The organism is Pseudonocardia sp. HH130629-09 (genome assembly GCF_001294645.1).
In the GTDB taxonomy this organism is placed as follows: Bacteria; Actinomycetota; Actinomycetes; order Mycobacteriales; family Pseudonocardiaceae; genus Pseudonocardia.
The window spans coordinates 5111546-5136261 of the sequence record NZ_CP011868.1 but is presented as its reverse complement, the minus strand read 5'-3'; the positions used below and the strand labels follow the sequence as shown (position 1 = coordinate 5136261).

22 protein-coding genes, 3 pseudogenes and 1 other annotated feature are annotated in these 24716 nt (G+C 73.8%); of the genes and pseudogenes, 14 read left to right on the top strand and 11 right to left on the bottom strand.

Translation table 11 applies throughout. The annotated features are described in order from the left end of the window. Positions 1-14 precede the first annotated feature (14 nt). The 7 genes and pseudogenes from XF36_RS23855 to XF36_RS32730 all read left to right on the top strand — a co-directional run bounded on the left by XF36_RS23855 (position 15) and on the right by XF36_RS32730 (position 4851). On the top strand, positions 15-530 hold the full coding sequence (locus tag XF36_RS23855; protein ID WP_060713689.1) for a hypothetical protein: 516 nt from the start codon (positions 15-17) through the stop codon (positions 528-530). Continuing rightward, positions 530-880: a hypothetical protein gene (locus XF36_RS23850; RefSeq protein ID WP_060713688.1), complete on the top strand. Its 351-nt coding sequence runs from the start codon at positions 530-532 to the stop codon at positions 878-880. The genes XF36_RS23855 and XF36_RS23850 overlap by 1 nt, the downstream gene beginning before the upstream one ends. 372 nt (positions 881-1252) lie before the next feature. Further along, entirely contained in the window at positions 1253-1534 is a 282-nt protein-coding gene (locus XF36_RS34525) for a hypothetical protein (RefSeq protein WP_060713687.1), read from the top strand. Beyond that, positions 1437-1872 (top strand): annotated as a pseudogene (locus XF36_RS35840) (AMP-binding enzyme). Before XF36_RS34525 ends, XF36_RS35840 begins: the two are co-directional and overlap by 98 nt. Before the next feature lie 208 nt (positions 1873-2080). Next, complete coding sequence (locus XF36_RS23840; protein ID WP_060713686.1) at positions 2081-4000, top strand: S9 family peptidase; 1920 nt, start codon at positions 2081-2083, stop codon at positions 3998-4000. A gap of 3 nt (positions 4001-4003) precedes the next feature. Then, a complete protein-coding gene (locus tag XF36_RS23835) occupies positions 4004-4327 on the top strand; it encodes a DMT family transporter (RefSeq protein ID WP_060713685.1) in 324 nt (107 codons plus the stop codon). 233 nt (positions 4328-4560) lie between these two features. Next, positions 4561-4851 carry a Rieske (2Fe-2S) protein gene (locus tag XF36_RS32730; protein ID WP_060713684.1) on the top strand — a complete coding sequence of 97 codons (291 nt, stop codon included), beginning with the start codon at positions 4561-4563 and terminating at the stop codon, positions 4849-4851. Positions 4852-5220: 369 nt separating this feature from the next. Here the strand turns inward: XF36_RS32730 and XF36_RS23825 are convergent, their stop codons facing one another. Then, positions 5221-6696 carry an aldehyde dehydrogenase gene (locus XF36_RS23825; protein ID WP_060713683.1) on the bottom strand — a complete coding sequence of 492 codons (1476 nt, stop codon included), beginning with the start codon at positions 6694-6696 and terminating at the stop codon, positions 5221-5223. Positions 6697-6793: 97 nt separating this feature from the next. On the opposite strand from XF36_RS23825, the gene pcaD reads away from it, so the two are divergent. Next, positions 6794-7564, top strand: a complete 771-nt coding sequence (gene pcaD / locus XF36_RS23820) for a 3-oxoadipate enol-lactonase (protein ID WP_060714937.1) — start codon at positions 6794-6796, stop codon at positions 7562-7564. Here pcaD and XF36_RS23815 read toward each other — a convergent pair. After that, positions 7536-8168, bottom strand: a complete 633-nt coding sequence (locus XF36_RS23815; RefSeq protein WP_082375614.1) for a CGNR zinc finger domain-containing protein — start codon at positions 8166-8168, stop codon at positions 7536-7538. The two genes, pcaD and XF36_RS23815, sit on opposite strands and share 29 nt — an antisense overlap. Positions 8169-8223: 55 nt before the next feature. On the opposite strand from XF36_RS23815, the gene XF36_RS23810 reads away from it, so the two are divergent. Next, on the top strand, positions 8224-9168 hold the full coding sequence (locus XF36_RS23810; protein WP_168169571.1) for an EamA family transporter: 945 nt from the start codon (positions 8224-8226) through the stop codon (positions 9166-9168). 164 nt (positions 9169-9332) lie between these two features. Next, entirely contained in the window at positions 9333-9530 is a 198-nt protein-coding gene (locus XF36_RS32725; RefSeq protein ID WP_060713681.1) for a DUF397 domain-containing protein, read from the top strand. On the opposite strand, the pseudogene XF36_RS23800 reads toward XF36_RS32725, so the two are convergent. Beyond that, positions 9527-10048 (bottom strand): annotated as a pseudogene (locus XF36_RS23800) (DDE-type integrase/transposase/recombinase); the annotation flags it as partial. The gene XF36_RS32725 and the pseudogene XF36_RS23800 sit on opposite strands and share 4 nt — an antisense overlap. A gap of 41 nt (positions 10049-10089) precedes the next feature. On the opposite strand from XF36_RS23800, the gene XF36_RS23790 reads away from it, so the two are divergent. Continuing rightward, positions 10090-11336, top strand: a protein-coding gene (locus XF36_RS23790; RefSeq protein ID WP_238588955.1) for an IS3 family transposase whose coding sequence is annotated in 2 segments (ribosomal slippage) — positions 10090-10372 and positions 10372-11336 — 1248 coding nt in all. Because the reading frame shifts where the segments join, the coding sequence is not laid out codon by codon here. Beyond that, positions 10371-10499, top strand: a sequence feature (AL1L pseudoknot). It overlaps the preceding gene by 129 nt. A 17-nt stretch (positions 11337-11353) precedes the next feature. On the opposite strand, the pseudogene XF36_RS23785 reads toward XF36_RS23790, so the two are convergent. From XF36_RS23785 to XF36_RS23775, 3 genes and pseudogenes are all read right to left on the bottom strand, one after another. Then, a pseudogene (locus XF36_RS23785) lies at positions 11354-11854 on the bottom strand (leucine zipper domain-containing protein); the annotation flags it as partial. 121 nt (positions 11855-11975) lie between these two features. Continuing rightward, positions 11976-12842 carry a helix-turn-helix domain-containing protein gene (locus tag XF36_RS23780; RefSeq protein ID WP_145981482.1) on the bottom strand — a complete coding sequence of 289 codons (867 nt, stop codon included), beginning with the start codon at positions 12840-12842 and terminating at the stop codon, positions 11976-11978. A 113-nt stretch (positions 12843-12955) separates the two neighbouring features. After that, positions 12956-13642, bottom strand: a complete 687-nt coding sequence (locus XF36_RS23775) for a DsbA family protein (protein ID WP_060713679.1) — start codon at positions 13640-13642, stop codon at positions 12956-12958. A 149-nt stretch (positions 13643-13791) separates the two neighbouring features. On the opposite strand from XF36_RS23775, the gene XF36_RS23770 reads away from it, so the two are divergent. From XF36_RS23770 to XF36_RS30860, 3 genes are all read left to right on the top strand, one after another. Beyond that, on the top strand, positions 13792-16092 hold the full coding sequence (locus tag XF36_RS23770; RefSeq protein WP_349675515.1) for a heavy metal translocating P-type ATPase: 2301 nt from the start codon (positions 13792-13794) through the stop codon (positions 16090-16092). 64 nt (positions 16093-16156) lie between these two features. Then, entirely contained in the window at positions 16157-16579 is a 423-nt protein-coding gene (locus XF36_RS23765) for an SRPBCC family protein (RefSeq protein WP_238589001.1), read from the top strand. 117 nt (positions 16580-16696) lie between these two features. Next, positions 16697-17578 carry a helix-turn-helix transcriptional regulator gene (locus XF36_RS30860; RefSeq protein ID WP_145981481.1) on the top strand — a complete coding sequence of 294 codons (882 nt, stop codon included), beginning with the start codon at positions 16697-16699 and terminating at the stop codon, positions 17576-17578. A 5-nt stretch (positions 17579-17583) separates the two neighbouring features. On the opposite strand, the gene XF36_RS23755 is transcribed toward XF36_RS30860, so the two are convergent. The 5 genes from XF36_RS23755 to XF36_RS23735 all read right to left on the bottom strand — a co-directional run bounded on the left by XF36_RS23755 (position 17584) and on the right by XF36_RS23735 (position 24708). Next, a complete protein-coding gene (locus XF36_RS23755; protein WP_060713677.1) occupies positions 17584-18765 on the bottom strand; it encodes an MFS transporter in 1182 nt (393 codons plus the stop codon). 84 nt (positions 18766-18849) lie between these two features. Then, positions 18850-19530, bottom strand: coding sequence for a hypothetical protein (locus tag XF36_RS23750; protein ID WP_145981480.1), 681 nt, complete (start codon positions 19528-19530; stop codon positions 18850-18852). Beyond that, a complete protein-coding gene (locus tag XF36_RS23745) occupies positions 19527-21563 on the bottom strand; it encodes a cytochrome c oxidase assembly protein (protein WP_060713675.1) in 2037 nt (678 codons plus the stop codon). The genes XF36_RS23750 and XF36_RS23745 overlap by 4 nt, the downstream gene beginning before the upstream one ends. A 105-nt stretch (positions 21564-21668) precedes the next feature. Then, the gene (locus tag XF36_RS23740; protein WP_060713674.1) at positions 21669-23267 is read right to left on the bottom strand and encodes a serine/threonine-protein kinase; all 1599 of its coding nucleotides are present in this window, start codon (positions 23265-23267) and stop codon (positions 21669-21671) included. A 157-nt stretch (positions 23268-23424) separates the two neighbouring features. Beyond that, complete coding sequence (locus XF36_RS23735) at positions 23425-24708, bottom strand: geranylgeranyl reductase family protein (RefSeq protein ID WP_060713673.1); 1284 nt, start codon at positions 24706-24708, stop codon at positions 23425-23427. Between the last annotated feature and the right edge of the window lie 8 nt (positions 24709-24716).

Below are 24716 nucleotides of genomic sequence, written 5' to 3'. Positions count from 1 at the left end.
GGCCCCTCCTGACCATGGCCGCGGTCGGCGCGGTCGCCGCCGGGGCCGCGACGGCCAACGTCGTGCTCACCGCGGAACCGGAACCGCTGCCCGCAGCGGCTCCCGCCGCCGTCGACCAGGCGGCGGGCTCGCTCGCCCTCCCGGCGGCGCCCGCTCCGACGGTCGCCCCGGCACCGGCCGCGACCGGCACGGTCGCCTACACGGGCCGGTCGACGAACGGGACGGTCACCGTCGACAGCTGGGTCACCGACGGCGCGGTGAAGGCCTACGTCTGCGACAACCGCGGCGTCGAGTCCTGGACGACGGGCACCGCCACCCCCAGCGGTACCACCCGCCTGACCGGCAAGAACGGCGCGGAGGTCGTGTACACCGTCGCCGACGGCGTCGCCACCGGCACCGCCCGCGCCGACGTGCGGTCCTGGGAGTTCACCGCGGCCCGGACCGACGCGTCCGACCCGGCACCCGCACCGGCCCCCGCGCCCGCCGAGGCCCCGGCCACCGGCGGCAGCGGCTACGGCGGTGGGTACTGATGTCCCCCCGCTCGCGGCACGCGGACCGCGACCTCACCGACCCGGTCGGGTTCGCCCCGGTCCCCGCGGACATCCCGAACCCCCGCGGCCCCGAGCACAGCGGCGGCTGGGCCGCCGTCCCGGAGCCGTCCCGGGCACCCGATCACGACCCCGACACGGCCGCGGACCGGTGGGCGGGCACCGCCGACCGGCGCCGCGACGCCGTCGCGGGGGACCTGTTCACCCCGACCGGCCCGCTCACCCCGCCCCCGGGCGGCGGTTCGGGCGCCCAGGGGGGTCACCACGCCGCGCCGCCCGGCGCGGGACGCCGGGACCACCCGTCCCGGCCGCCCGCGCCGGGCCGCCGGTGACGTCCCGCAGTCCGGATGGTCCACGGGCGCCGCGCCGCGAGAAGGTCAACCAGACCGACCAGCTCCGCCAAGCCCTTGACCGCCTCGAGAAGTTCGGCAAGTCGAACTCGATAGGTCACGACCACGCGGCCGACACGAGCGCTTCCGGCTCAGCACCGAGTCCGTCCTGGCCGGCGAACCGATCGTCCCCTACAGCTACCCCGGTCCCCGCAAGACGACGATCTCGGTCCCGGCGACGTTCTTCACCAACGGCTGGGTGCACGTCCTGACCCCAGACGAGATCGCCGCGTACCTCTACGTGCTGTTCCGGTACCAGCAGGCCGACCAGGACCCCCCGACGGCCTGGCTCTGGCCAGCGAGGACTGGGCGCAGGTGTTCGAGAAGGACCGAGTACACCTCGAGCCCTACCGGTGGCTGCACCGCATGGGATCGGTGTTCGCCAACCGCAGCGGGACTCGACGCCGGGACGGAACCGTGCCCGATGCCGGAGAGGATGAGATTTACCCGCCGTCGGATGGGATGCGGTTCTTCCTTCACGGTGAGGGCCTGGACCAGGATGCGGTCACATCGGCTGCTGTTGCCGTTGCCGGCAGACAAGAACATCTCGGGCTCGACGCCGCGCTCGAGCAGTACTGGATCAGGATCAACGAGTAGTCACCCCGTCGCCCCGCCGCTGCGACGACCCCGGTGCCCCCGGTGGATCCAGCGCTATGATCTCCGCCCACTGCCTGGACCGGTGAGATCCAACCCCGTGCACGGAGGGCGTGTGGAGTCGGTGCTGGCGACCCACCCCGGCGTCGCGAGGGCCGCGGTGGTCGGGCTGCCGCACGACCGCCGGGGAGCTGATGGAGCACTGCCGCGCGACGCTGGCCGGCTTCGAGTGCCCGAAGGACGTGCTGTTCGTCGACTCCCTGCCCGAGACCGTCGGCGGGAAGGTCCTGAAGTACCGGCTGCGCCAGGCCCACGACGGGCACTTCACCGCGCACGCGTGAGGGCGCGTGTCGGACGACCTCGCACCGCCCGGCCGGCCGAGCACCTCGGCCGCCGGGCACCGGACCGACCCCGCTCAGGTCGCCGCCGCGACCCCGAGCGTCGGCGCGACGGGCCCGATGGCCGACGTCACACCGGCAGGTCTTGACCCGGCCGCGACGGCACCGATTCGAATCCAGGGTGCCCGCCCCGCGACCCCGAAGGTCCGCCATGACGACGACCGCAGCACCCGACCTGATCACCGTCGAGCAGTTCTTCGCCCCGCCCGCCCGCATCGGGGCCCGGCTCTCCCCGGACGGCACGACCGTCGCCTACCTCGCCCCGTGGCGGGACCGGCTCAACGTGTTCGTCCGCGACCTGGACGGGCACTGGCCCGACACCGACTCCCCGGACGACCCGGCCGCCCGTCGGCTCACCTCCGACGACCACCGCAGCATCGACACGTTCTTCTGGAGCCCCGACTCGCGCTACCTGCTCTATCTGCAGGACTCCGACGGCGACGAGAACCATCACCTGATGCGCGTCGACCCCGGCCGGCCGGACGAACCCGCAGTGGACCTCACCCCCGCGCCGGGTGTGCGCGTGCTGGGCACCCAGTTCTGCGCCGACCGGCCCACCTCGGTCTTCGTCCAGCTCAACCCACGCCGCCCGGACCTGATCGACCTGATCGAGGTCGACCTCGACACCGGCCGATCGACCCCGGTCGCCGAGAGCACCGGCGACACCACCGGCTGGCTGCGCACACCGACCGGGCGGGTCCTCGATGTCGGCATCGACGGGGACGGCACCCACCGGCTCTCGGAACGGACCGCCGACGGGATCCGGACGGTCGGGCGGTTCTCCGGCCTCGACCACCCCTTCGGTCCCGTGCCGTGCGTCCCCACCCCGGACGGCTCGGGGCTGTGGATCGGGTCGCCCCGCGGCTCGGACCGCACCCGCCTGGTCCGGCTCGACCTGGACACCGGTGAGCAGACCGGGGTGGACAGCCACCCGGTGTTCGACCTGGACACCCCGCGCCCCGAGGTCGACGCCCGCTTCCCGTCGTCGCTGATCGTGCACCCGGCGACCGGGGAGTTGCTCGGCGCCCGTTACCTCGGTGAACGCCAGGTGATCCACGCCCTCGACCCGCACTTCGCCGAGGTCCTGCCCCGGCTGGCCGAGCTGTCGGACGGCGACCTCGCCCACGTGTCCTGCGACGACACCGCCCGGCGCTGGGTCGTGGACTTCACCCACGACCGCGACCACCGCGCCACCTGGTCCTACGACCACACCACCGGCACCGCGCGGCGCCTGTTCCGCACCCACCCCGACCTCGACCCGGCCCGGCTGGCGCCGGTCACCCCGGTCACCGTCCGCTCGCGCGACGGCCTGGACCTGCCCTGCCACCTGACGCTGCCGGTCGGGGTGGAGCCCCGGAACCTACCGACCGTGGTGCTGCTGCACGGCGGACCCTGGTACCGCGACAGCTGGGGCTACGACCCCGAGGTCCAGCTCCTGGCCAACCGCGGCTACGCCGTGCTGCAGGTGAACTTCCGCGGCTCCACCGGCTACGGCAAGGCCTTCACCCAGGCCGCGATCGGCGAGTTCGCCGGCCGCATGCACATCGACGCCCTGGACCGGATGATCGCGCAGGGCTGCACCGACCCCGACCGCGTCGCGATCTACGGGTGCTCCTACGGCGGCTACGCCGCGCTCGTCGGGGCCGCGTTCACCCCGGACCGCTTCGCCGCCGCGGTCAGCTACACCGGCATGTCCGACCTCGCCGACCTCGCGCGGCGGGTCGCCCCCTTCGTCCGCAGGGGCGTGGTCAACAGCTACGGCCGCTACATCGGGGACCCCGGCGACCCGGCCCAGGAGGCCGACATGCTCGCCCGCTCCCCCATCAGCCGGGTCGACGACATCACCGCCCCGATGCTGCTGATCCACGGCGCCAACGACGTCCGCGTGCACCGCAGCAACTCCGACCGGGTCGCCGAGGCGCTGCGCGCCCGCGGCGCCGAGGTGGAGTACCTGGTCAACGAGCGGGAGGGGCACTGGTTCGTCAACCCCGACAGCAACATCGAGCTCTACCGCACCCTGGAGCGGTTCCTCGCCCGCCACCTCGGCGGCCACACCGCCGAGCAGGACTGACCCGTGCCCTACCTGCTCCTCGCCGGTGCGATCGCCCTCGAGGTGCTCGCCACGATCAACCTGCGGCTGTCCGAGGGTTTCAGCCGGCTCGTCCCGTCGGTCCTGGTGGTGACCGGGTACATCGGCGCGTTCGGCCTGCTGTCCCTGGTGCTCAAAGCCGGGATCCCGGTCGGGCTCGCCTACGGGATCTGGGCGGCCGCCGGGGTGGCGCTGGTCGCGATCATCGGCGCGGTGTTCCTCGGTGACACCCTGACCCCGGTGCAGTACGGCGGCATCGCCCTGGTCGTCACCGGGGTGCTGGCACTCGAGCTCGGCGCCGCACACTGAACGGTCGACCGACGCCGACCTGCCGCCCGCGGCTCGGCGTCGGTCGCGGTCCCACCTCGATCGTCTGGGGTCCGACGCGTCGCTGCAGGGGTGGCCGTGACTCCCTTCCCACCGGTCGAGCCCCCGGCTGCTGTTCGACCGGCGCGGATGCGGCCCCCGCCGCGCCCGGACCGTCCACCCCCACACCCGAGCCGACCACTCCGGCGCCCGCGCCGAGCAGCGCCGCCGCCCCGGTGCCCGCCGGACTCGCCGCCGTCGACGACGTCCCGGTCGGCGGCGGGCGGGTCTTCGCCGAGCAGCGGGTCGTCGTGACCCGCCCGGACGCGAACACCGTCCTGGCCTTCGACGCGACCTGCCCGCACCAGGGCTGCCTCGTCGACCAGGTCTCCGGGGCCGGCATCTCCTGCCCCTGCCACGGCAGCCTGTTCGCCGTCTCCGACGGGGCCCCGCTCGACGGACCCGCCCGGGCACCGCTCACCTCGCGACCGGTGCGGGTCGAGAGCGGGCAGGTGGTCCTGGCCTGACGGCGCCGAGGTGCCGACCGCTGTCACCCGGGAGCGGGCTGTCCGGCGGCCGCTGAGAGCCCCGCGCGCGACCGACGGGTCCGACTGCTCCGGACGGCGGAACGCTTTCCCGCCCGTCGCGCTCGCGGGTCCGTCCACCGGTCGGGGGACTCAGTCCGCGAACGGCGGCCGCCGCCGGTCGTAGCGTGCTGTCCGCATCGGTTCCGTGGTCGCTCCCCGACCTCCACGCCGCACGACGTGGCCGCCGGATCCGGCGACGCTCCCCGTCGCCGGGCCCGCGCGTCCCGCCCGCGGCGCCGGAGGACCGCCGTGCCCGGGACCTCGACCCCGGGCACGGCGGTCGCACATCCCCGGAATCGGAGCCCGGCCTCAGCCGAGGGTGAACGGGTCGCGGGTGCCGCCGGTCAGCTCCACCCACACCGACTTGTTCTCCAGGTACTCCTCGACGGCTGCGACGCCGTTCTCCCGGCCGAGCCCGGAGTGCCCGAACCCGCCGAACGGGACGCTCGGCGCCACCACCCGGTAGGCGTTGATCCACACCGTCCCGGCGCGGATCCTCCCCGCGACCCGGTGCGCACGGTGCACGTCCTTCGTCCACACCGCACCGGCCAGGCCGTAGGGGGTGTCGTTGGCGAGCGTCACCGCCTCGTCCTCGTCGGTGAACCTCAGCGCCGCGAGCACCGGGCCGAACACCTCCTCCCGGTAGACCGTGGACTCGGGCGTCACCCCGGTGATCACGGTCGGCTGCACGAAGTAGCCACCCAGGCCGGACTCGGCGGCCCCGCCGTAGGCGACGGTGTTGCCCTCCGCCTTCGCCGTCTCCAGGTAGCCGAGCACCTTCTCGTACTGCGTCCCGTTCGCGACGGGACCCATCTCGGTGTCCTCGGCGTTCGGGTCGCCGAGGGTGATCGTCGCCGCGCGCTCGGCGACGAGCCGGACGAGCTGGTCGTGGACGTCGGCGTGCACGATCAGCCGCGACCCCGCCATGCAGGTCTGGCCGGTCGCGGCGAACACGCCGGCGACGATCCCGTTCGCGGCGGCCTCCAGGTCGGCGTCGGGGAACACGACCTGCGGGGACTTGCCACCCAGCTCCAGGGTGACCGTGTTCAGGTTCTCGGCGGCCGCCTTCGCGATCGACCGTCCGGTCGCCGTGGAGCCGGTGAACGCGACCTTGTCGACGCCCGGGTGCCCGGCCAGGTGTGCGGCGGTGTCCCGGTCGTTCGTGGTGACGACGTTGACCACGCCGGCCGGGATCCCGGCCTTCTCGATCAGCTCGGCCCACTTCAGCGTCGAGGCGGGCGCGTGCTCCGACGGCTTCACGACGATCGTGCAGCCCGCGGCCAGCGCGGGTGCGACCTTCCAGGTCATCAGCAGCAGCGGGGAGTTCCACGGCGTGATCGCCGCGACGACGCCGACCGGTACCTTGCGCGTGTAGACCAGGTAGTTCGGGTTCGGCGTGGGGATCTGGCGGCCCTCGATCGTCGGGGCGATCCCGGCGTAGTACTGGTACCAGCCGCCGAGACCGCCCAGCTGGCCGATCATCTCCCGGTACAGCTTCCCGGAGTCGCTGACCTCGGTCCGGGCCAGCGCCTCGGCGTTCTCGGTGATCAGGTCGCCCAGCCGGCGCAGGCAGGCGGCGCGGCCGAACGGGGTCATCGCGCCCCACTCGCCGTCGAGCGCGGTGCGGGCGGCGTCGACGGCGGCGTCGACGTCGTCGGGGCCGCAGTCCGGCACGGTCGCCCAGGGCGCTCCGGTGAACGGGTTCTGCGTCTCGAAGGTGCGGCCGGACGCCGCGTCGGACGGCTTCCCGCCGATCAGCATCCTGAACGTCTCGAGCTCGGCCATGGACGGTCCTCTCTCCAGCGGCTCCTGTGGCGCACACGTCCTCGTCGAGGACCCTACGAACCCGGGCCGCGATTCGCAGCCGGTGCAGGATGGGCACATGGCACTCGATCTGCACCACGTCGTGGACGGTCCGGCCGACGCACCGGCGGTGCTGTTCGGCCCGTCGCTGGGTACCGACCTGCATCTGTTCGACGCCCAGGTGGCGGCCCTGTCCGACCGCTTCCGCTGCGTCCGGTTCGACCTGCCCGGCCACGGCGACTCGGCCCCCGTCACCGGTGACCTGACGATCGCCGCCCTCGGCCGCGGCGCGCTCGCCGCCGCCGATGCCGCCGGGATCGCGGACTTCCACTACGTCGGCGTCTCGATCGGCGGGGCGATCGGCCAGTGGCTCGGCGTGCACGGCGGAGAACGGGTGCGCAGCATCGCGGTCCTGGCGACGGCGGCGCGCTTCCCGAACCCGGACTCGTGGCCGCAGCGCGCGGCGACCGTGCGGGCGGACGGCACCGCCGCGATGGTCGGCTCCCGCCCCGGGACCTGGTACGTCGAGTCCTGGGCGCAGCGCGACCCGGCCGGAGAGCAGCGGCTGCTGGACATGCTGCGCGCCTCCGACGACGAGAGCTACGCCGCCTGCTGCGCCGCCATCGGCGCCTTCGACATCCGCGCCGAGCTGGGCGGGGTGTCGGTGCCGGCACTCGCCGTGGCGGGAGCGGACGACCCGGCGACGCCGCCGTCGTCGCTGCACGAGATCGCCGACGCGATCCCCGGCGCCCGATACGCCGAGGTCGCCGACTCGGCCCACCTGCTGAACTACGAGCGCCCCGACGAGGTGAACGCCCTGCTCACCGAGCACCTGACGGCCCGGAGCTGACCCGCCCCGGCCCGCCAGCGCCGGAGGAAGGGCACTCGGAGGAACGGGTGGCGCGGCGGGCGCGGTAGGCGGCGACGTGCGCGCGGTTCGCGCAGTTGCCGGTGTCGCAGAAGCGCTTGGAACGGTTGCGGGACAGGTCGACCAGCACGGCGTCGCAGTCCTCGGCGGCGCAGCGGCGCAGCCGGGACAGGTCGTCGCGGCGCACCAGGTCGACGACCGACATCGCGATCTCCGCGCCCATCCGATCCGCCAGCGGGGCGTCCTGCGGGGTGACGTGCAGGTGCCAGTCCCAGCCGTCGTGCCGTGCGAGGTGCGGGCGCGCGTCGGTCTCGGCGAGGATGGCGTTGACCAGGGTGACGGTGCCGTCGCGGTCGGGGCCGTCGTCCTCGCCGTGGGCGGGCCACAGCCCGGCCAGCCGCTCGCGGAGCACCCGGACGGCCCGGCGCTCGTCGTCGGAGCCGGCGCGGCGCCCCGAGTACGGCTGCTCGGCCAGCCATGCGGCGAAGCCCGGCACGTCGTCGAGCGGGTCCGGGTCGGCCCGACGGGTGTTCACCAGTGCCGCGGCCGCCGCGAGCAGCACCTGGGTGTCATGGGCGAATTCCATGTTGACCCCTGACATGGTCGGTTCCTAGTGTCAGGAGTCTATGGGTGCTTCGGTCGTGACACGGGATCACGTGGTCCGCGGGCTGGTGTGGGCGCTGGTCTCGGCCGCCGCGTACGGCTTCTCCGGACCGCTCGGTGCGGCGTTCCTGGAGGCGGGCTGGTCGCCCGGGCTCACGACGTTGCTGCGCATCGCCGGCGCAGCGGTCCTGCTCCTCCCGGTGACGGTCGTGATGCTGCGCCGGTACCCGCTCAGCGCGCCGAACGCCCGCAAGGTCCTGCTCTACGGCCTGGCCGCCGTCGCGGGTGTCCAGCTGTGCTTCTTCCAGGCGTTGCAGCACCTGTCGGTGGGCGTCGCGCTGCTGCTGGAGTTCCTCGCGCCCGTGCTGCTCGTCGGCTGGACGTGGGCGCGGACCCGGACCGCCCCGGCGGCGGTGACGCTCGTCGGCTGCCTGGTCTCGCTGGTCGGACTGGTACTGGTCGTCGACCCGTTCGGCCCGCAACGCGTCGACCTGACGGGAATCCTGTGGGGCCTCGGCTCGGCGGCGTGCGTCTGCGTCTACTTCCTCCTCCCCGGCGGCGACGACCGGGATGGCGTCCCACCGCTGTTGATGATCTCCGGCGCGATGGTCGTCGGCGCGGTGACGCTCACGGTGACCGGTCTGCTGGGCATCACGCCGTGGCGCGTGGGGGAGTCCAGCGGGAGCCTGGCGGGCACCGACGTGCCGTGGCCGGTGCTGCTCGGGATGCTGGTCGTGCTCGCGACGGTGCTGCCGTACCTCACGGGGATCATCGCGATCCGACGGCTCGACACGCGGGTCGCGTCGTTCGTGGGGCTGTCCGAGGTGATGTTCGGGGTGCTGGCGGCCTGGGTGCTGATCGCGCAGGTCCCGAGCCTGATCCAGGTGGCGGGCGGGGTGCTGATCCTCGGGGGGATCATGCTGATCCGGCGGGCGGAGAACCGGGTCGCGGCGACGCCGGGGGAGATCGCCACCCAGGGTTGAACGCCACTCACGCTCCCCGACCGGGACGAACGAGTGAACCTCTCCTCGGCCGAGCGCCGGTCACGCCCTTCGCCGGGGGCGCTCGTTGTACGGGTGTCGGTGCCGCTCCCCGCACCGACGGTGCTGCCGGCCCCGACCGGCGTGATGCGAAGCCGAGGTCGACTGTGTCCGACGGTCAGTTCGTCACCAGTTCCTTCTGCGCGAAGGGCGAGTGCGTCGCGGTGGCGGCCGACGCGGCCGGCGTGCGCGTCCGGTCGACGACCGCGGAGGCGATCGTCGTCGGCTTCACCGACGACGAGTGGACGGCCTTCGTCCGCGGGGTCAAGAACGGCGAGTTCGACCTCGACCGTCTGCGCGGCTAGGTGTGATGTCCAGGCAGGTTGGTCAGGCGACTGATCGGCGGTAGGCCGTTGGTTGCGCTGTGGGGCCGGTGGTGATTGTAGAAGTGCAGCCAGCCGGGGAGCGCGTCTCGCCGAGCCGTTTCGCAGGGGTGGAAGCGGGCGTATGCCCACCCGTCGGCGAGGGTGCGGTGGAAACGTTCGATCTTGCCGTTGGTCTGAGGCCGGTAGGGCCGGGTTCGCTTGTGGGTGATGCCCAGTTCGCTGCAGGTGTCACGCCAGGCGTGTGAGCGGTAGCAGCTGCCGTTGTCGGACAGGACCCGTTCGACGGTCACGCCGCGGGCGTTCAACCAGTCCACGGCCCGGCGTAGCACACCGGTGGCGGTGTCGGCTTTCTCGTCGCTGTGGATCTCGGCGTAGGCGACGCGGGAGTGGTCGTCGATGACGGTGTGGACGAACGCTCTGCCGGTGCGCGGCTTGTAGTCGGTTCCCCTGGGCAGTCCGGGAGTGGACCGCTTGTTCAGGGCGCCTTGTCTCGTCCCGGGTTTGATGGAGACCATCAAGCCTGGAGGATGATCGACCGATGGCCGCCCCGAGGAAGTACCCCGACGAGCTGCGGGAGCGAGCGATCCGGCTCGTGTTGGACGCCAAGGCCGACCCGGCGTCCGCGGGCGGGAACATCTTCAAGCGCATCGGCGAGCAGCTGGGGATCAACCCGGAGACGCTGCGGGGCTGGGTCAAGCAGGTCGAGATCGACAACGGCACCAGGCCGGGCACGACCACCGACGACGCGACCCGGCTCGCAGAGCTCGAACGTGAGGTTCGGGAGTTGCGCCGGGCGAACGCCATTCTCAAGTCGGCTTCGGCTTTCTTCGCGGCGGAGCTCGACCGCCCCAGCAGGTAGTCCTCGACTATATCGAGGAGAACAAGACACAGTTCGGGGTCGAGCCGATCTGCGCGGTGTTGAAGGACGCCGGTGTTCCGATCGCCCCGTCCACTTTCCATGCGTCGAAGAAGCGACCGCCCTCGGCGCGGGCACTCACCGACGCCGAGACTTTGAAAGAGATCGAACGGGTGCATCGCGACAACTTCAGCGTCTACGGCAGCCGGAAGGTGTGGGCGGCGTTATGTCGGGAAGGCGGAGTAGGCGGCCGCCGGGTCGCTCGCTGCACCGTGGAACGACTGATGCGCCGCAACGGGCTCCGTGGAGTGTCCCGGCTGCGTGTGCCGCGCACCACGGTCCGAGCCAAGGGCGCGGACAGGCGCCCGGACCTGGTCGAACGGGACTTCACCGCACCCGCCCAGGACCGCCTGTGGGTCGCTGACATCACCTACATCCGCACGTTCTCTGGATGGGTGTACGCGGCTTTCGTGATGGACGTGTTCTCCCGACGGATCGTGGGCTGGCAGCTCTCTCGTAACCTGTACACCGATCTCGCGCTGGACGCGCTCAACATGGGGATCTGGACCCGGCAACGGGCGGGCGCGGACCTCTCCGAGTTGATACACCATTCGGATCGCGGAGTCCAATATGTCGCCGTGCGGTACGGCGAGCGACTCGCCGAAGTCGACGCTGTGGCTTCAGTCGGGTCGGTCGGCGATTCCTACGATAATGCGATGGCGGAGGCGTTCAACTCGCTGTTCAAGGCTGAACTCGTCCGCAACCGGGGCCCGTGGCGAGGCACCGACGACCTCGAGCTGGCCGTCGCCGAGTACATCGACTGGTACAACCACCGCCGCCTACACGGCGAGCTCGGCCTGATCCCGCCCGTTGAGCACGAGGCCCTGCACGCCGTCACAGAACCCGCCCGGCAACCCGCCGGAGCGTGAGAACCGAGCCTCTATCGAACCCGGGACTTGACACCTTGTCGGCGTCCGACGAAGCGGTGTCCGCCTCCGTCGGGGATGTTGCCGAACTTGGTGACGTCGACGTGGATCAACGAGCCGGGGTGTGGGTGTTCGTAGCGGCGTAGGGGCTCGCCGGTGACCCGGTCGATGTGGGAGAGCCGGTTGATCCGGCAGCGGCGCAGGACCGCGTGCACGGTCGAGGCGGCGAGAGCGAGTCGGCCGCCGATCTGTACTGGTCCGAGTCGGTGGTGCCACCGCAGTCGCACGATCTGCTTCACCAGCCTCGGCGGGGTCTTGGCCGGCATCGACCGTGGTCGGGAGCTGCGGTCGACCATCCCGGGCGGGCCCTCGGCGCGGTAGCGGTCAGCCCACTTTCGGGCGGTGCGAGGGGCGACCATGAACATTCTGGCCGCGGTGGAGCAGGTCCAGTCCTGGTCGACGATCAGACGGGCCAGCCGTAGCCGGGCACGCGGAGTCAGCGCAGCGTTAGCGTGGGTCACAAGGGCCTCCGGTTGGTGAAGCGGTTCCTAGACAGCTCCACTTCACAACCGGGGGTCCTCGCCTGTCTCAGCGACAGGCCGTCATCAGCTCAACCTGGAACAACGTCCATGGACATCACAGCTAGGACCGCCCCGCGAACCGTCGCTCCAGCATCGCGCGGCTCTCGTCGGGGGACATGGCCCGGTCGAGGAGCCGGCGCCAGATCTGCCGGTAGTCGGCGACGGCCTGCGGGGTGTCGACGAAGACGTCGTTCTCCGTGCCCTCGACGTTGACCATCGGCCAGTCCGTCTCGGGACGGCGTGGCGTGAAGACGGAGAACGTGCTGGTCGCGCTCGTCCAGCCGGCGTGGAACGGCAGGATCTGCAGCGAGACGTTGGGCTGGTCGCCCCGGCGGATCAGCTCGCCGATCTGCGCCCGCAGCACCTCCTGGTCGGCGCACCGGTGCAGTGCGACCTCGTCGAGGAGGACGTGGAGCTCCAGGGGCGGGGCCTCGGCCCGGTCGGGCTCGATGACGTTCTGCCGGCCGAGGCGGATCTCCACCATGCGCTCGATCTCGCTCCGGGCCTGACCGGCGAACACCTCGCTCAGGAGCAACCTCGCGTAGTCCTCGGTCTGCAGGAGACCGGAGATCGGGATGCTGAACGTTTCCTTGGCCCGGGACTCCGCCTCCAGCGAGATGAGCATGTCCAGGTCGACGCCCGACGGTGCGGGACCGAAGGGCTCCCACCAGCCCGGAGCCTTCGCGTCGTTCGCCCATCCCAGGATCCGCTCGCGTTCGGCGTCGGATGCCTCGTAGATGTCCAGCAGGTCGCGGACGTCACGGAACTTCGGCTCCACCTGCCCCGTCTCGATGCGGGACAGCTTGGAGGGCGAGACCTCGAGGAGCTTCGCGATCTCGGAGAGCTGCCGGTGGCGCCCCGTGCGGAGCTGCTTGAGGGCCCAGCCCAGTCGTTTGCGGACGACGAGTGGGCCGTGTGCCGCGGTCATGACCACACGTCCTCCGGTGGCTCCTGCCGATGGTCGCCCACGATGCTACTGCGGGTGCAATTGCAGACCCCGACGGTGCGTCCGCTCCGCCGCCGGGGGCCGGACCCGCGTGGTCAGCCCGCGGCGACCGCCTGCGCGACGGCCTGCGGGGTCGCGTCGACCTGGGTGCCGTCGACCTTCACGGTCGGGGTGCCGGACACGCCGTCGCGCAGTGCCTGCTGGGTGATCTGGGTGACCCAGGGGGCGTAGCGCTGGTCGTCGACGCACTGGGCGAAGTCGCCGCCCGCGCCGACCTTCTGCCCGAGCGCGACCAGCTGCTCGTTCGGGAGCCCGGCGCCGCCCTCGGCGGGCTGGTTGTCGTAGAGCTCCTTCTCGAACTGCGGGAACACCCCCGCCGCGGCCGCGCACCCCGCCGCGGCGCCCGAACGGGTCGAGTACCGGGTCGACGAGGCCCGGTCCAGGATGGCGATGGGGTGGTAGACGATCTTCGCCTGGCCGGAGGAGACGAGCTGCTCGAGGGTCTGCCCGGCCTGCGCCTCGAACTGCTTGCAGATCGGGCACTGGAAGTCGAGGTAGATGTCGATCGTCTTCGGGGCCGCCTCGTTGCCGACGGTCACGCCCTGCGCGGACGCGTTGGCCGGGACCGCGATCCCGCCCCCGGAGTTCTTCCAGTAGACGCCGACACCGACGACCGCCGCGAAGGCCACGACGACGATCACTGCGATCACCGTGAACTGCGACGGTCCCTTCTTCGCGGTGAGCGGGTTCTTCGCCGCCGCCTTCCGCTTCCCGGTGGCCATCAGGGTCTCCTCCTCGGATGTCCGTGTGCCCCACTCCCGACGACCAGTTGTACGCCCTCTCGTCCCGCAACGGTTCGGCGGGGCGCTGGTCCGTCGCAGGTCAGGGGCCCGGGTGGCGGATCTTCGATCGCGTGTAGAACCATGGGGTCGTGAGTACCGACAGCGCCGTGGACCGGTCCGCACCGGAGACGGACGTCCGTACGGTCGAACTCAAGATCGACGGCATGACCTGCGCGGCCTGCGTCGGACGAGTCGAGCGCAAGCTCGGCAGGCTCGACGGCGTCGACGCGACCGTCAACCTCGCCACCGAGCGCGCGCTGGTCCGGTACCCGTCGGTGACCCCGGTCGCGACCCTGGTCGAGACGGTCCGCAAGGCCGGCTACGGCGCCACCGAGATCCGCCCCACCGACACCGGTGACGAGGCCACCTCCGACGACACCGCGCTGCGCCGGCTGCGGACCAGGATGGCCGTCGCGCTCATCCTGTTCATCCCGCTGGCCGACCTGTCGCTGGCGATGTCGCTGGTGCCGTCGCTGCGCTTCCCGTACTGGCAGTGGGTGGTCGTGGCGCTCGCGCTGCCCGTCGTCGGCTGGGCGGCGTGGCCGTTCCACCGCACCGCGGTGCTGAACCTGCGCCACGGGACGACGTCGATGGACACCCTCGTCTCGCTCGGCGTGATCTCGGCCTCGGTCTGGTCGCTGGGGGAGATGGCCTTCCTCGACACCCGGCAGACCCTCACCGGGTGGGACGCGGTGCTGCACCCCTCCGGGCCGCTCTACCTCGAGGTCGCCGCCGGGGTGACGACGTTCGTGCTGGCCGGGCGGTACTTCGAGGCCCGGGCCCGCCGTACCGCCGGGCGGGTCATGCGCTCGCTCGCCGTGCTGGAGACCGACGAGGTCACCGTCCTGTCCGGGAGTGTGGAGTCCCGCGTCCCGGTGCGACGCCTGCGGGTCGGCGACCGTTTCCTGGTGCGGCCGGGCGAGCGGGTCGCCGCCGACGGCGTCGTCGAGACCGGGCGGGCCGCCGTCGACACCAGCGCGATGACCGGCGAGCCGGTCCCGGCCGCCGTCGGGCCGGGCGACGCCGTCACCGGCGGCACGATCGCCTCGGGCGGGCGGCTGGTCGTCGTCGCCGAGCAGGTCGGGGCCGACACCCGCCTCGCGCGGATGATCGCGGCCGTCGAGCGGGCACAGACCGAGAAGTCCGCGACGCAGCGGTTGGTCGACCGGGTGTCGTCGGTGTTCGTGCCGGTGGTGCTGGGGTTGGCGCTGCTCACCCTCGGGGGCTGGCTGCTGGCCGGTGCGGGGTGGGCCGGCGCGCTGGCTCCCGCGATCGCCGTCGTGATCATCGCCTGCCCGTGCGCGCTGGGGCTGGCGACGCCGACCGCGCTGATGGTCGCGACCGGCCGCGGCGCCGAGCTGGGCATCTTCGTGAAGGGGCACCGGGCGCTGGAGACCACCCGGGCCGCCGACACGGTCGTGCTCGACAAGACCGGCACGCTGACGACCGGGCGGATGGCCGTGGTCGAGGTCGCGGCCGTCCCGGGTGGCGACGCGGCGCAGCTGCTGGCCCGCGCCGCCGCCGTCGAGAGCGGGTCCGAGCACGCCATCGCCGTCGCGATCCGTGCCCACGCCGGTTCGGACGTCCCGGCGGTGGAGGACTTCATCGCGCTGCCCGGGCTCGGAGCCCGCGGCACCGTCGACGGCTGCACCGTCACCGTCGGTCGTCCCCCGGAGGACCCGGGTGCGCTCGCGCCGCGGCTCGCGGAATGGGAGGCGGCCGGGCACACCGTCGTCGCCGTGCACGCCGACGAGGCTCTCGCCGGGCTGATCTCGCTGGCCGACCCGGTGAAGGAGTCCGCGCCGGTGGCCGTCGCCGAGCTGGTCGCGATGGGGCTGCGCCCGGTGTTGCTGACCGGTGACCGGCCCGCCGCCGCGCACGCCGTCGCCGCCGCCTGTGGGATCACCGAGGTCGTCGCGGGCGCGCTGCCCGACGGCAAGGTCGACCACATCCGTGCGCTGCAGGCCCAGGGCCGCACCGTCGCGATGGTCGGCGACGGGGTGAACGACGCCGCCGCGCTCGTCGCCGCGGACCTGGGCATCGCCGTGGGCTCGGGCACCGACGTCGCCCTGGAGGCCGCCGACGTCGTGCTCGTGCGCGACGACCTGCGCGTGCTCCCGGCGACCGTCGAGCTGGCCCGCGCCACGATGGGCACCATCCGCGGGAACCTCTGGTGGGCGTTCGGCTACAACACCGCGGCGATCCCCGTCGCGATGGCGGGGCTGCTGAACCCCCTGCTGGCCGGGGCCGCGATGGCGCTCTCGTCGTTCCTGGTGGTCACCAACAGCCTGCGGCTGCGGAAGGCCGCGAGCTGGGCCGACGGGGCGCTGGGCGGGTCACGCACCCCGGTTGGCGAGGAGAGCACCGACTACGTCGAGGCGCGGGACTGACTCCTGTCCGGGGCCGTCGGTGGGGGATTCCCGCATCCGGTCCGTGGGACTAGCTTCCACCGCCGTGAGCAGCTACCTCGTCGAGCGCCGGACCGTCGCGGACCTGCACGCGTGGCGGGGCTGGTTGCCCTGGGAGGGCCTCGACCCGGACCTGCACCGGGAGTACTCCGGGCCCGAGCGCGGCCTCGGCGCGCGGTACTCGTGGTCGGGCAACCGCCGGGCCGGCCGCGGGACGATGGAGGTCGTCGGTGACGCCGCGGACCAGGTCGACGTCGCGGTGACCTTCGAGAAGCCGTTCCGCTCCACCGCCACCTCGACCTTCCTGTTCGTCCCCGCCGACGGTGCCCGGACCGAGGTCGTCTGGCGGATGACCGGCGAGCAGCGGGGGATCGCCGCGCTGCTGGGCCGCGTCGTGCCGATGGACCGGATCCTCGGCGGCGACCTGGAGAAGGGCCTGACGCGGCTGGGCGTCGCGGCTCGCCCCTGAACGGGCGACCGTGCCCACCGTCCACCGCGACCGCACGAGGTGGTCCCGCGCCGCGGCCGTGACGAGCCGCTGCGCACCGACCGGAATAGCCGGTCGGGCAGCGTGGCTTATCACGGTGTGACCGCACCTCTACCCGATGCGATCGACTCCCGTCTCGACCGGATGCTCGCCGGCATGGAGTGGGAGCTGCGCCGGTCCCGCCGATCCCGGGTGACCGACGGCGCCGTGTCCACGGTGCTCCGCGACACCGCCGGGTTCGTCTTCCTGCACGACGGCCGCGCCGCGGTCCGGGCGGCGGCCGAGCAGGGCTGGACCCCGGTCGCGGCGGGCGACCTCGTCCTGGTCCCGCGGCACGCCGACCTGACCGTCCGCGGCGACGGCGGCGCCGAGGCCACCGTCGTCGAGCTGACGCGGCCCCCGGCCGGGCGGCCCGACGAGGGCCCGCTCCCGGACGCGGTGGTCGCCCGGTCGTTCGGGGCCGCCGAGCCGGGGATGGCGGCCCTGGTCCGCGGCATGGCGTGCGGGTGGAGCACCGTCGGCGGGGCGGTCCGCAGCGGCGACACGGTGATCTGCTCGCGGATCGCGACCACGATCGCGGTGACCGCGGTGCGCATGTGGGTCGAGCAGCAGCCCTGCTGCGCGGACCGGTGGCTGTCCTCCGCGCTGGACCCGCGCATCGGGCGTGCCCTGCGCGCCGTGTTCGCCGACCTCACCCGCGTCTGGACGGTGGCCGACATGGCCCGGGAGGCGACCATGTCCCGGGCCGCCTTCGCCGAACGCTTCACCGAGCTGGTCGGGCGCAGCCCCGCCGGGTACCTGACGGCGGTCCGGGTCGGGGTGGGGCGGGAGCTGCTCGCCGACGACACGGCCACCGTCGCGGAGGTCGCGCACCGGGTCGGCTACCGCTCCGAGCTGGGGTTCGCCCGAGCCTTCCGGCGGGAAGCCGGCATGTCGCCGTCCCAGTGGCGCGCCTCGGCCCGGTCGGTCCGGGCCCGCTGACCCGCCTACGACCGGCTCGGCTCCTGCGGCGCGGACCCGAACGCCAGCCCACCCACCGTCGCCACCACGGCCGCCGCCGCCAGCGTGACGCGGACCCCGACGCCGTCGACGAGCAGCCCGCCGACGACGGCGCCGACGGTGATGCCGAGCTGGAAGCCCGCGACGAGCAGCCCGCCGCCCGCCTCCATCCGGTCCGGCACCACCCGGGCCATCCACGTCGACACGACCGTCAGCCAGGCACCGAACGACAGCCCCCACACCGCGACACCCGCGACGACGACCGGCAGCACCGCGGGGAACGTCGCCACCGACGCGACCCCGGCGGCCAGCACCAGCGGGACGGCGTACCGCACCAGCCGCAGGTACCGGTCCACCAGCATCCCGACGACGAGGTTGCCCACCACCCCACCGGCGCCGAACACCGCGAGCAGCACGGCCACCCCGCCCGCGTCGAGCCCCGGGACGGTCCCCAGCGCGGGCCGGACGTAGGTGAACGCGGCGAAGTGCCCCAGGACGGTCAGCACGTGACCGGCCAGCCCACGCGGCATCCCGGGGGCGCGCAGCGTGTCGACCAGCGGTCGCAGCCCGTCGGCGGCGTCCGGCGCGACCGGGGGCAGCACGGTGCGGATCGTGAGCGCGGTCAGCGCGGACAGGACCGCGACACCGACGAACACGGCCTGCCAGCCGGCCAGCGCACCGAGGTAGACGGCCACCGGCACCCCGGCGACCGTCGCGAGGGTGGTGCCGGTGTTGACCAGCATCATCGACCGTCCGAGCCGGCCCGGCGTGCTCAGCCGGGACGCCACCGCCAGCGACATCGCCCAGAACCCGCCGATCGCGGCACCCAGCAGGAGCCGGGCGGCCAGCAGCACGACGAAGCTCGGCGCGATCGCGACCAGCAGGTTCGACACCGCGGCGGCCGCCGCGAGCACGGTCAGCAGGGCGCGGCGGTCGACCCGCGGGAGCAGCGCGCCGATCGTCGGGGCGACGAGGAGCCCGATGAACGCCGTCGCCGACACCGCCTGGCCCGCCTGCCCCTCGGTGATGCCGAGCGTGGTGGCCATCGGGGTGAGCAGACCGGGCGGGAGGAACTCCGCGAGGATCAGGACGAAGCTCGTGAGGGCCATGACGCCGACGGCGCCCCAGGCGGTGCGGTCCGGACGGGTGGAGGTGGATGTGTCGGTCACGCTGTCAGCCTTCGCCGTGGTGTGGCCGGGTACCCGTCCGATCGTCCGGTGTGACAGACCGGTCGTCCGGATCGGGGCCGTTGGTCAGAGCACGGGTTTCACCGGCAGCTCCCCGTGTGCCGCGAACGAGGTGGCGACGACGTGGCCCGCCGCGCCGAGGTCGAGGAACCGGGGCGGCGGGCCGCCGTCGGTGACGTGCCGGCGCCTGGGATGACGGTCGGGCACCACGTCCGCGGTGACCCCGGCCTCGGTGACCCCGGCCTCGGTGAGCAGCCGGGCGATGCCGTCGATGAGGCCGCGCGGCCCCCGCGCGATCAGGCCTCGACCACCTGCCAGGTGCGCGGGGAGGTCGTCGAGCCGGTGGAAGCACTCCGACGGCGGGTACCAGCCGCCGGTCTCGGACTCGACCAGCATGCGGAGCCGGTACGCCAGCAGCTCCGGTTCCGGCGGCGCACCGCGGACGTACACCGAGTCCGAGATCTCAGTGTGCAGGCGGAGCGCCGGGTGCTCCTCGTGGAGCTCGAGGTGCGTGACGTCCGGCCCCGGGGTGCCGGCGAGCTCCCAGCCGAGGACGCCGGCGGCGTCGATCCGGACGTGCGTCCGCGCCAGATCCTCGACGTCCTCCTGCCAGGTCTGGTCGAGGACGAGGTCGACGGACAGCCGCTCGCCCACGGTCCGCACGGCACCGACCCGTGCCTCGGCCTGGTACTCCGCGACGACCGTCCCGAGCAGCTCCAGGTCGAGCGGCTGCTCCGCCACGCTCACCCGCCCCGCCGCATCTGCTCCAGCATCGCGTTGTACGCCTTCAGCTCCGCGTCGTCGTCCCGCTCGGCCTGCCGGTCCTTGCGGGCGGCCTCCCGGGAGTCGTCGCGCGACCACTGCACCACGAGCGTGACCATCACCAGCAGCATCGGGATCTCACCGGTCGCCCAGGCGATCCCGCCGCCGGTGCGCTGGTCGTCGAGCAGGTCCACCCAGGGCAGCCCGACCTGGCGGTAGAAGTTCTCGCCGAGCACCGTGGAGGAGCTCATCACCGCGACGCCGAAGAACGCGTGGAACGGCATCGTCGCGAGCATGACCGCGAGCCGCCCCAGGTGCGGCAGCCGGTGCGGGGCGGCGTCGACGCCGATCAGCGGCCAGAAGAACAGGTAGCCGACCAGCACGAAGTGCAGGTTCATCAGCTGGTGGGTCCAGTGGAACCGCAGCGCCCCGTCGAACAGCGGGGTGAAGTACAGGACGTAGAACGAGCCGACGAACAGCATCGCCGCGAACGCCGGGTGCGTCACGACCTTCGCGACGCGCGAGTGCACCGCCGCGAGCAGCCACTCCCGCGGGCCGGGCGGGTTGCCGCGGCCCGCCGGGCGCAGCACCCGCAGCGCGAGCGTGACCGCGCCACCGAGGCTCAGCAGGATCGGCGCGAGCATGTTCAGCGTCATGTGGCTGATCATGTGGACGCTGAACATGGACGGGGAGTAGAAGCCCAGCCCCGACGACGTCGCCAGCAGCAGCGTCGCGCAGCCCAGCAGCCAGGCGACGGTGCGCCCGACCGGCCACGTCACCCCGCGGGCCGCCAGCCGTCGCACGGCGGCCAGGTACAGCCCGGCGAGCACCAGCGCGCCGGTGCCGAACAGCAGGTTCCAGCGCCAGTCGACGAGCACCGCGAGCGCCGAGAACGGCCGGGTGATGTCCCAGCCGATCAGGGTCTGCAGCGCCGAGTCGTCGGCGACGACGAACCGCGGCGGCACCAGCCGGATGCTCGCGACACCCAGCGTCGCCACCGTCGCCCCCAGCACCGCGACGACCGGCAGCAACCGGGCCGGCACCGGTCCGGCCGGGTCGGCGACGAGCCCGCGGGCCAGCAGCGCGGTCAGCGGGACCAGGGCCGCGAGCAGCACCGCGACGACGACGGCGACCCGCACGTAGGGCGACCCGCCGAGCGGCCCGGCGTCGGTCACCACCAGCTGGAAGACGACCTCACCGAGCAGGTACACGACCCCGCCGACCGCGAGCAGGCCGCGGACCCGGCCCGCGGTCCGTCCCTCGACGACGCCTCCGTGCGCGCGGAACGCGACCAGTGCGGCGACCAGCCCCAGCCAGGCGGTCCCGGCGACGGCGCGCAGCACGTTGGCGTCGCCGCTCCAGTCGTGCCCGGCCCCGGTCGCGGCGGGGTGCACCGCGGCGGGCACCGCCATCGCGCAGGCGGCGAGCAGCCCGAGCGCGGCGGCGGCCTTCCAGCTCAGCGAGAACGCCGACCCGAGGGCGACCAGCAGCAGCAGGGCACCGGCGAGCGCCCAGCCCAGCGGCTCCTCGATCGTCGCGGCGGCGTCGAGCCACCCGAACGGGCCCACCGACGCCAGGACGCCGGGGGAGTTGCCGGTCATGTCGGCCACCGACAGCCAGCCCGCGGCGATCGCCGACACCCCGGCGACGGTGGCGGCCAGGGTGCCCCGGCGCAGCGCGCGGTAGCCGTGGACGTCGACCGTTCCGGACGTCTGCGGGGCCGCGACCAGCCCGCCGACCAGCAGCGATCCGGCGGCGAGGGCGGTGGCGGCCACGGCCAGGGCCTTCGCGACGACCGTCGCCGCCTTCAGCCCCGGCTCGGGCACCGGCAGCCCGCTCTGCCGCCAGAAGCCGTCGTCGCCGATCGAGACGGCGACCGCGGCACCGGCGCACAGCAGCACCAGGGCGACCGTGAGCGCGGTCAGGAGGGCCCGGCGGTCCTGCCGCGCCGGCACCGCCGGTGCGGGCTGCGCACCGCCGGCCGCGTCGGTCGTCGCCTGCTCCGTGCTCGCGCTCACCGAGAACCCCTCCGCAGGTGGTCACCGGGCACTGACCGCGCCCGTGTCACCTCCGATGGTCCCCGTCCGGCCCGGCGCGCGCCGCACCGGGTCGGACGGGACACGTCAGTTCCCGGTGATCCCGGACCACCAGCGCTGGATCGCCTCCGAGAAGCCCTGCGCGTCCTGCCCGATCTGGCCCGGGTCGGGCAGGTTCGAGGGCAGCGACGGCAACGACGGCAGCTCGGTCGGCAGCGACGGCAGGTTCGTCGGCAGACCCGGGATGTTGCTGGGGATCTGGATGCCGCCGCCGTTCTCGCTGCTCGGGGCCTCGGTCGTCTCGGTGGTCGTCTCGGTGGTGGGCGGTGCGCTGGTCTCGGTGGTCGGCGGTGCCTGGGTGTCGGAGTCGTCGTTGCCGAACAGCAGGAACCCGAGCAGCAGCACCAGCAGCGCGACGACGAGTGCGCCGATCGCGATCCACTTCCCGATCCCCGACGAGCCGAGGTCGCGCTGCTCGGGTTCCGGCTCCGGTGCGACGACCGGTGTCGCGACGGCGGTCGGCTCGGCCAGGATCTCGGCGACGCGCCGGGCGTCCGGGCGCCGCGCCGGGTCGGTGGCGGTGGACTGCGCGATCGCCGTCCGCAGCGGCTCGGGCACGTCCGCGGGCACGACCGGGGCGCGGTTCACGCGCTCGGCGGCGCCCTGGAGTCCCTGTCCCTGGTACTCCTGCCGCCCGGTCCAGACCTCCAGCAGCACGAGGCCGAGCGCGTACACGTCGGTCGGCGGTCCGACCGGGCGGCCCTGGACCTGCTCCGGCGACAGGTACGCCGGCGTCCCGATGATCTCGCCGGCCGCGGTGTGGCCGTCGGCCCCGAGCAGGGCGGCGATGCCGAAGTCGGCGAGCCGGGCCCGGCCGTCGGAGTCGATCAGGATGTTCGACGGCTTGACGTCGCGGTGGGTGACGCCCTGGGAGTGGACGTAGGCCAGGGTCTGGGCGACCTCGGCGCCGATCCGGCGGATGTCCTCGGGCGGCAGGTCCTCGGACGCGATGACGTCCTTGAGCGTCGGCCCGTCGACGAGCTCCATCACCAGGTAGGCGCGGTCGGCCTCGACGGCGAAGTCGTGCACGGCGACCAGGCCGGGGTGGCGCAGGTTCGCCATGACCTGCGCCTCCTGCTCGAAACGCTGGTCGGCACTCGGGTCGTCGGCCGCACCGAAGATCTTCACCGCGACCGGGCGGTTGAGCCGGGTGTCGGTGGCCCGGTGGACGTCGGACATCCCGCCCTGGCCGATCAGCCCTTCCAGCCGGTACCGGCCGCCGAGCAGCTCGGGCTCGGTGATGGGGGCGGGCATCATCCGGGTCGCGTCCGGGCGCGACGGCCGCGGGGCGCCGTAGGCCGCGGTCGGCGGGGTACCGAGGTGGTGGGTCGGGGCCTCGCCGGGCCCGAGGCGCCGGGTCCCGTCCGCGGGACCACCGGGACCACCGGGACCGCCGGGGCCAGGACGGCCGGGGCCGGGGGGCGGCCCGACCCGGCGGGTGGCGTCCGGTGCGTTGCTGCGGGTGGCCGGGTCCTCGTCGGCGCGCCGCGGTGCGGGCCGGGACCCGCCGACGCGACGGGTGAGGTCGGGAGCGGGGCCGCTCGGCGGCCGCTGCCGGCGGTTCCCCGTCCGCCACGGGTCGGACGCGTCCCTGCGGGTGCGCTCCGGATCGTCGCCGCGGGTCACGGGCCCTCCCGGTCTGCTGGTGCGGCCGGACCGCGGGCGCGCGCACCGGCCGTCCGCCGTCGCGGCGGACCTCCTGGCGGGGACCGTACCGTCCGGGGCCGGTCACCCGGGTGGACGGCGCGCCAGCACCACCCGGTGATCCTGCGCCGCGGCGCGGTCAGCGCGCCGCGACCGGTGTGCGCAGGTCGGCGGCGGGGAACGGGGGCCGGTCGTCGAGGCGGACCGACAGCTTCCCGGCGGCCCGCCAGGCGCGGGCGGTGAGGTCGCGGTCGGCGTCGGTGACGAGGTTGCCCATCACCCGCAGCGCCACCGTCATCAGCGCCCGCGACCGCATCCCGACCGGCCCGGCCAGCGGCAGCAGCCGGGGGATCGTGATCAGCCCGGCGAGCCTGCGGGCGATGGAGAACGCCAGGCCGTAGTGCGAGCGCAGGGTCGCGGGCCATGCGCGGTCCAGGTCCGCACCCGAGGCGAGCAGCTCCGCGACCAGGCGTCCGGTCTCCAGGCCGTAGTCGATGCCCTCGCCGTTGAGCGGGTTCACGCAGCCCGCCGCGTCGCCGACCAGCGCCCAGTTCGGCCCTGCGACGCCGGACACCGCCCCGCCCATCGGCAGCAGCGCGGAGCGGACCAGCTCGACCTTCGGGCCGAGCTCCCACTCGGCGCGGCGCGCGTTCGCGTAGTGGTCGATCAGGCCGCGCAGCTTGATGTTGGCCGGGCGCCGGTCGGTGGCGAGCGTGCCGACGCCGATGTTGACCCGGCCGTCGTTCAGCGGGAACAGCCAGCCGTACCCGGCCAGGACCTCGTCGGCCTCGCCACGCAGCTCCAGGTGCGAGCTGATCCACGGGTCGGCGTGCCGGCCGGAGGTCACGTAGCCGCGGGCGGCGACGCCGTAGGCGGTGTCCTGGTGCCACTCGCGGCCCAGCACCCGCCCGAGGGTGGAGCGCGCGCCGTCGGCGACGACGAGCCTGCGGCACCGGACGGAGCGGCCGTCGTCGAACACCACCGAGTCGACCCGGCCCCCGGAGAACGTCACGTCGACGGCCTTGGCGTCCTCCATCGGGGTCGCGCCGGCCTCCAGCGCGACCCGGCGGATGCCCGCGTCGAGCTCGGTGCGCGGGATCGCCGAGCCGTGCGCCGGCAGCGATCCGCCCGGCCACGGCAGCTCCAGGACCTGCCCGAACCCGTGCGCGCGCAGCCCCCGGTTGGTGCCGTGGGAGTCCACCCAGGCACCGAGGCCCAGGTGCCCCAGCTCGGCGATCGCGCGCGGGGTCAGCCCGTCACCGCAGGCCTTGTCCCGGGGGAAGGTCGCGGAGTCGGCGAGGACGACGTCGAGACCGTGCCGCGCCGCCCACGCCGCCGTCGCCGACCCGGCCGGTCCCGCCCCGACGACGAGCACGTCGGTGGAGTCCGGGGTGGTGGCGGGCGGGACGGGACCGGTGCTCATGACCACAG

Excerpts from the sequence above, each read along its gene's own strand:
- XF36_RS23855 (WP_060713689.1), top strand. The coding sequence starts at position 15 with ATGGCCGCGGTCGGCGCGGTCGCCGCCGGGGCCGCGACGGCCAACGTC.
- XF36_RS23850 (WP_060713688.1), top strand. The coding sequence starts at position 530 with ATGTCCCCCCGCTCGCGGCACGCGGACCGCGACCTCACCGACCCGGTC.
- XF36_RS23840 (WP_060713686.1), top strand. The coding sequence starts at position 2,081 with ATGACGACGACCGCAGCACCCGACCTGATCACCGTCGAGCAGTTCTTC.
- XF36_RS23825 (WP_060713683.1), bottom strand. The coding sequence starts at position 6,696 with ATGGCCGAGCTCGAGACGTTCAGGATGCTGATCGGCGGGAAGCCGTCC.
- pcaD (WP_060714937.1), top strand. The coding sequence starts at position 6,794 with ATGGCACTCGATCTGCACCACGTCGTGGACGGTCCGGCCGACGCACCG.
- XF36_RS23815 (WP_082375614.1), bottom strand. The coding sequence starts at position 8,168 with ATGGAATTCGCCCATGACACCCAGGTGCTGCTCGCGGCGGCCGCGGCA.
- XF36_RS23780 (WP_145981482.1), bottom strand. The coding sequence starts at position 12,842 with ATGACCGCGGCACACGGCCCACTCGTCGTCCGCAAACGACTGGGCTGG.
- XF36_RS23775 (WP_060713679.1), bottom strand. The coding sequence starts at position 13,642 with ATGGCCACCGGGAAGCGGAAGGCGGCGGCGAAGAACCCGCTCACCGCG.
- XF36_RS23735 (WP_060713673.1), bottom strand. The coding sequence starts at position 24,708 with ATGAGCACCGGTCCCGTCCCGCCCGCCACCACCCCGGACTCCACCGAC.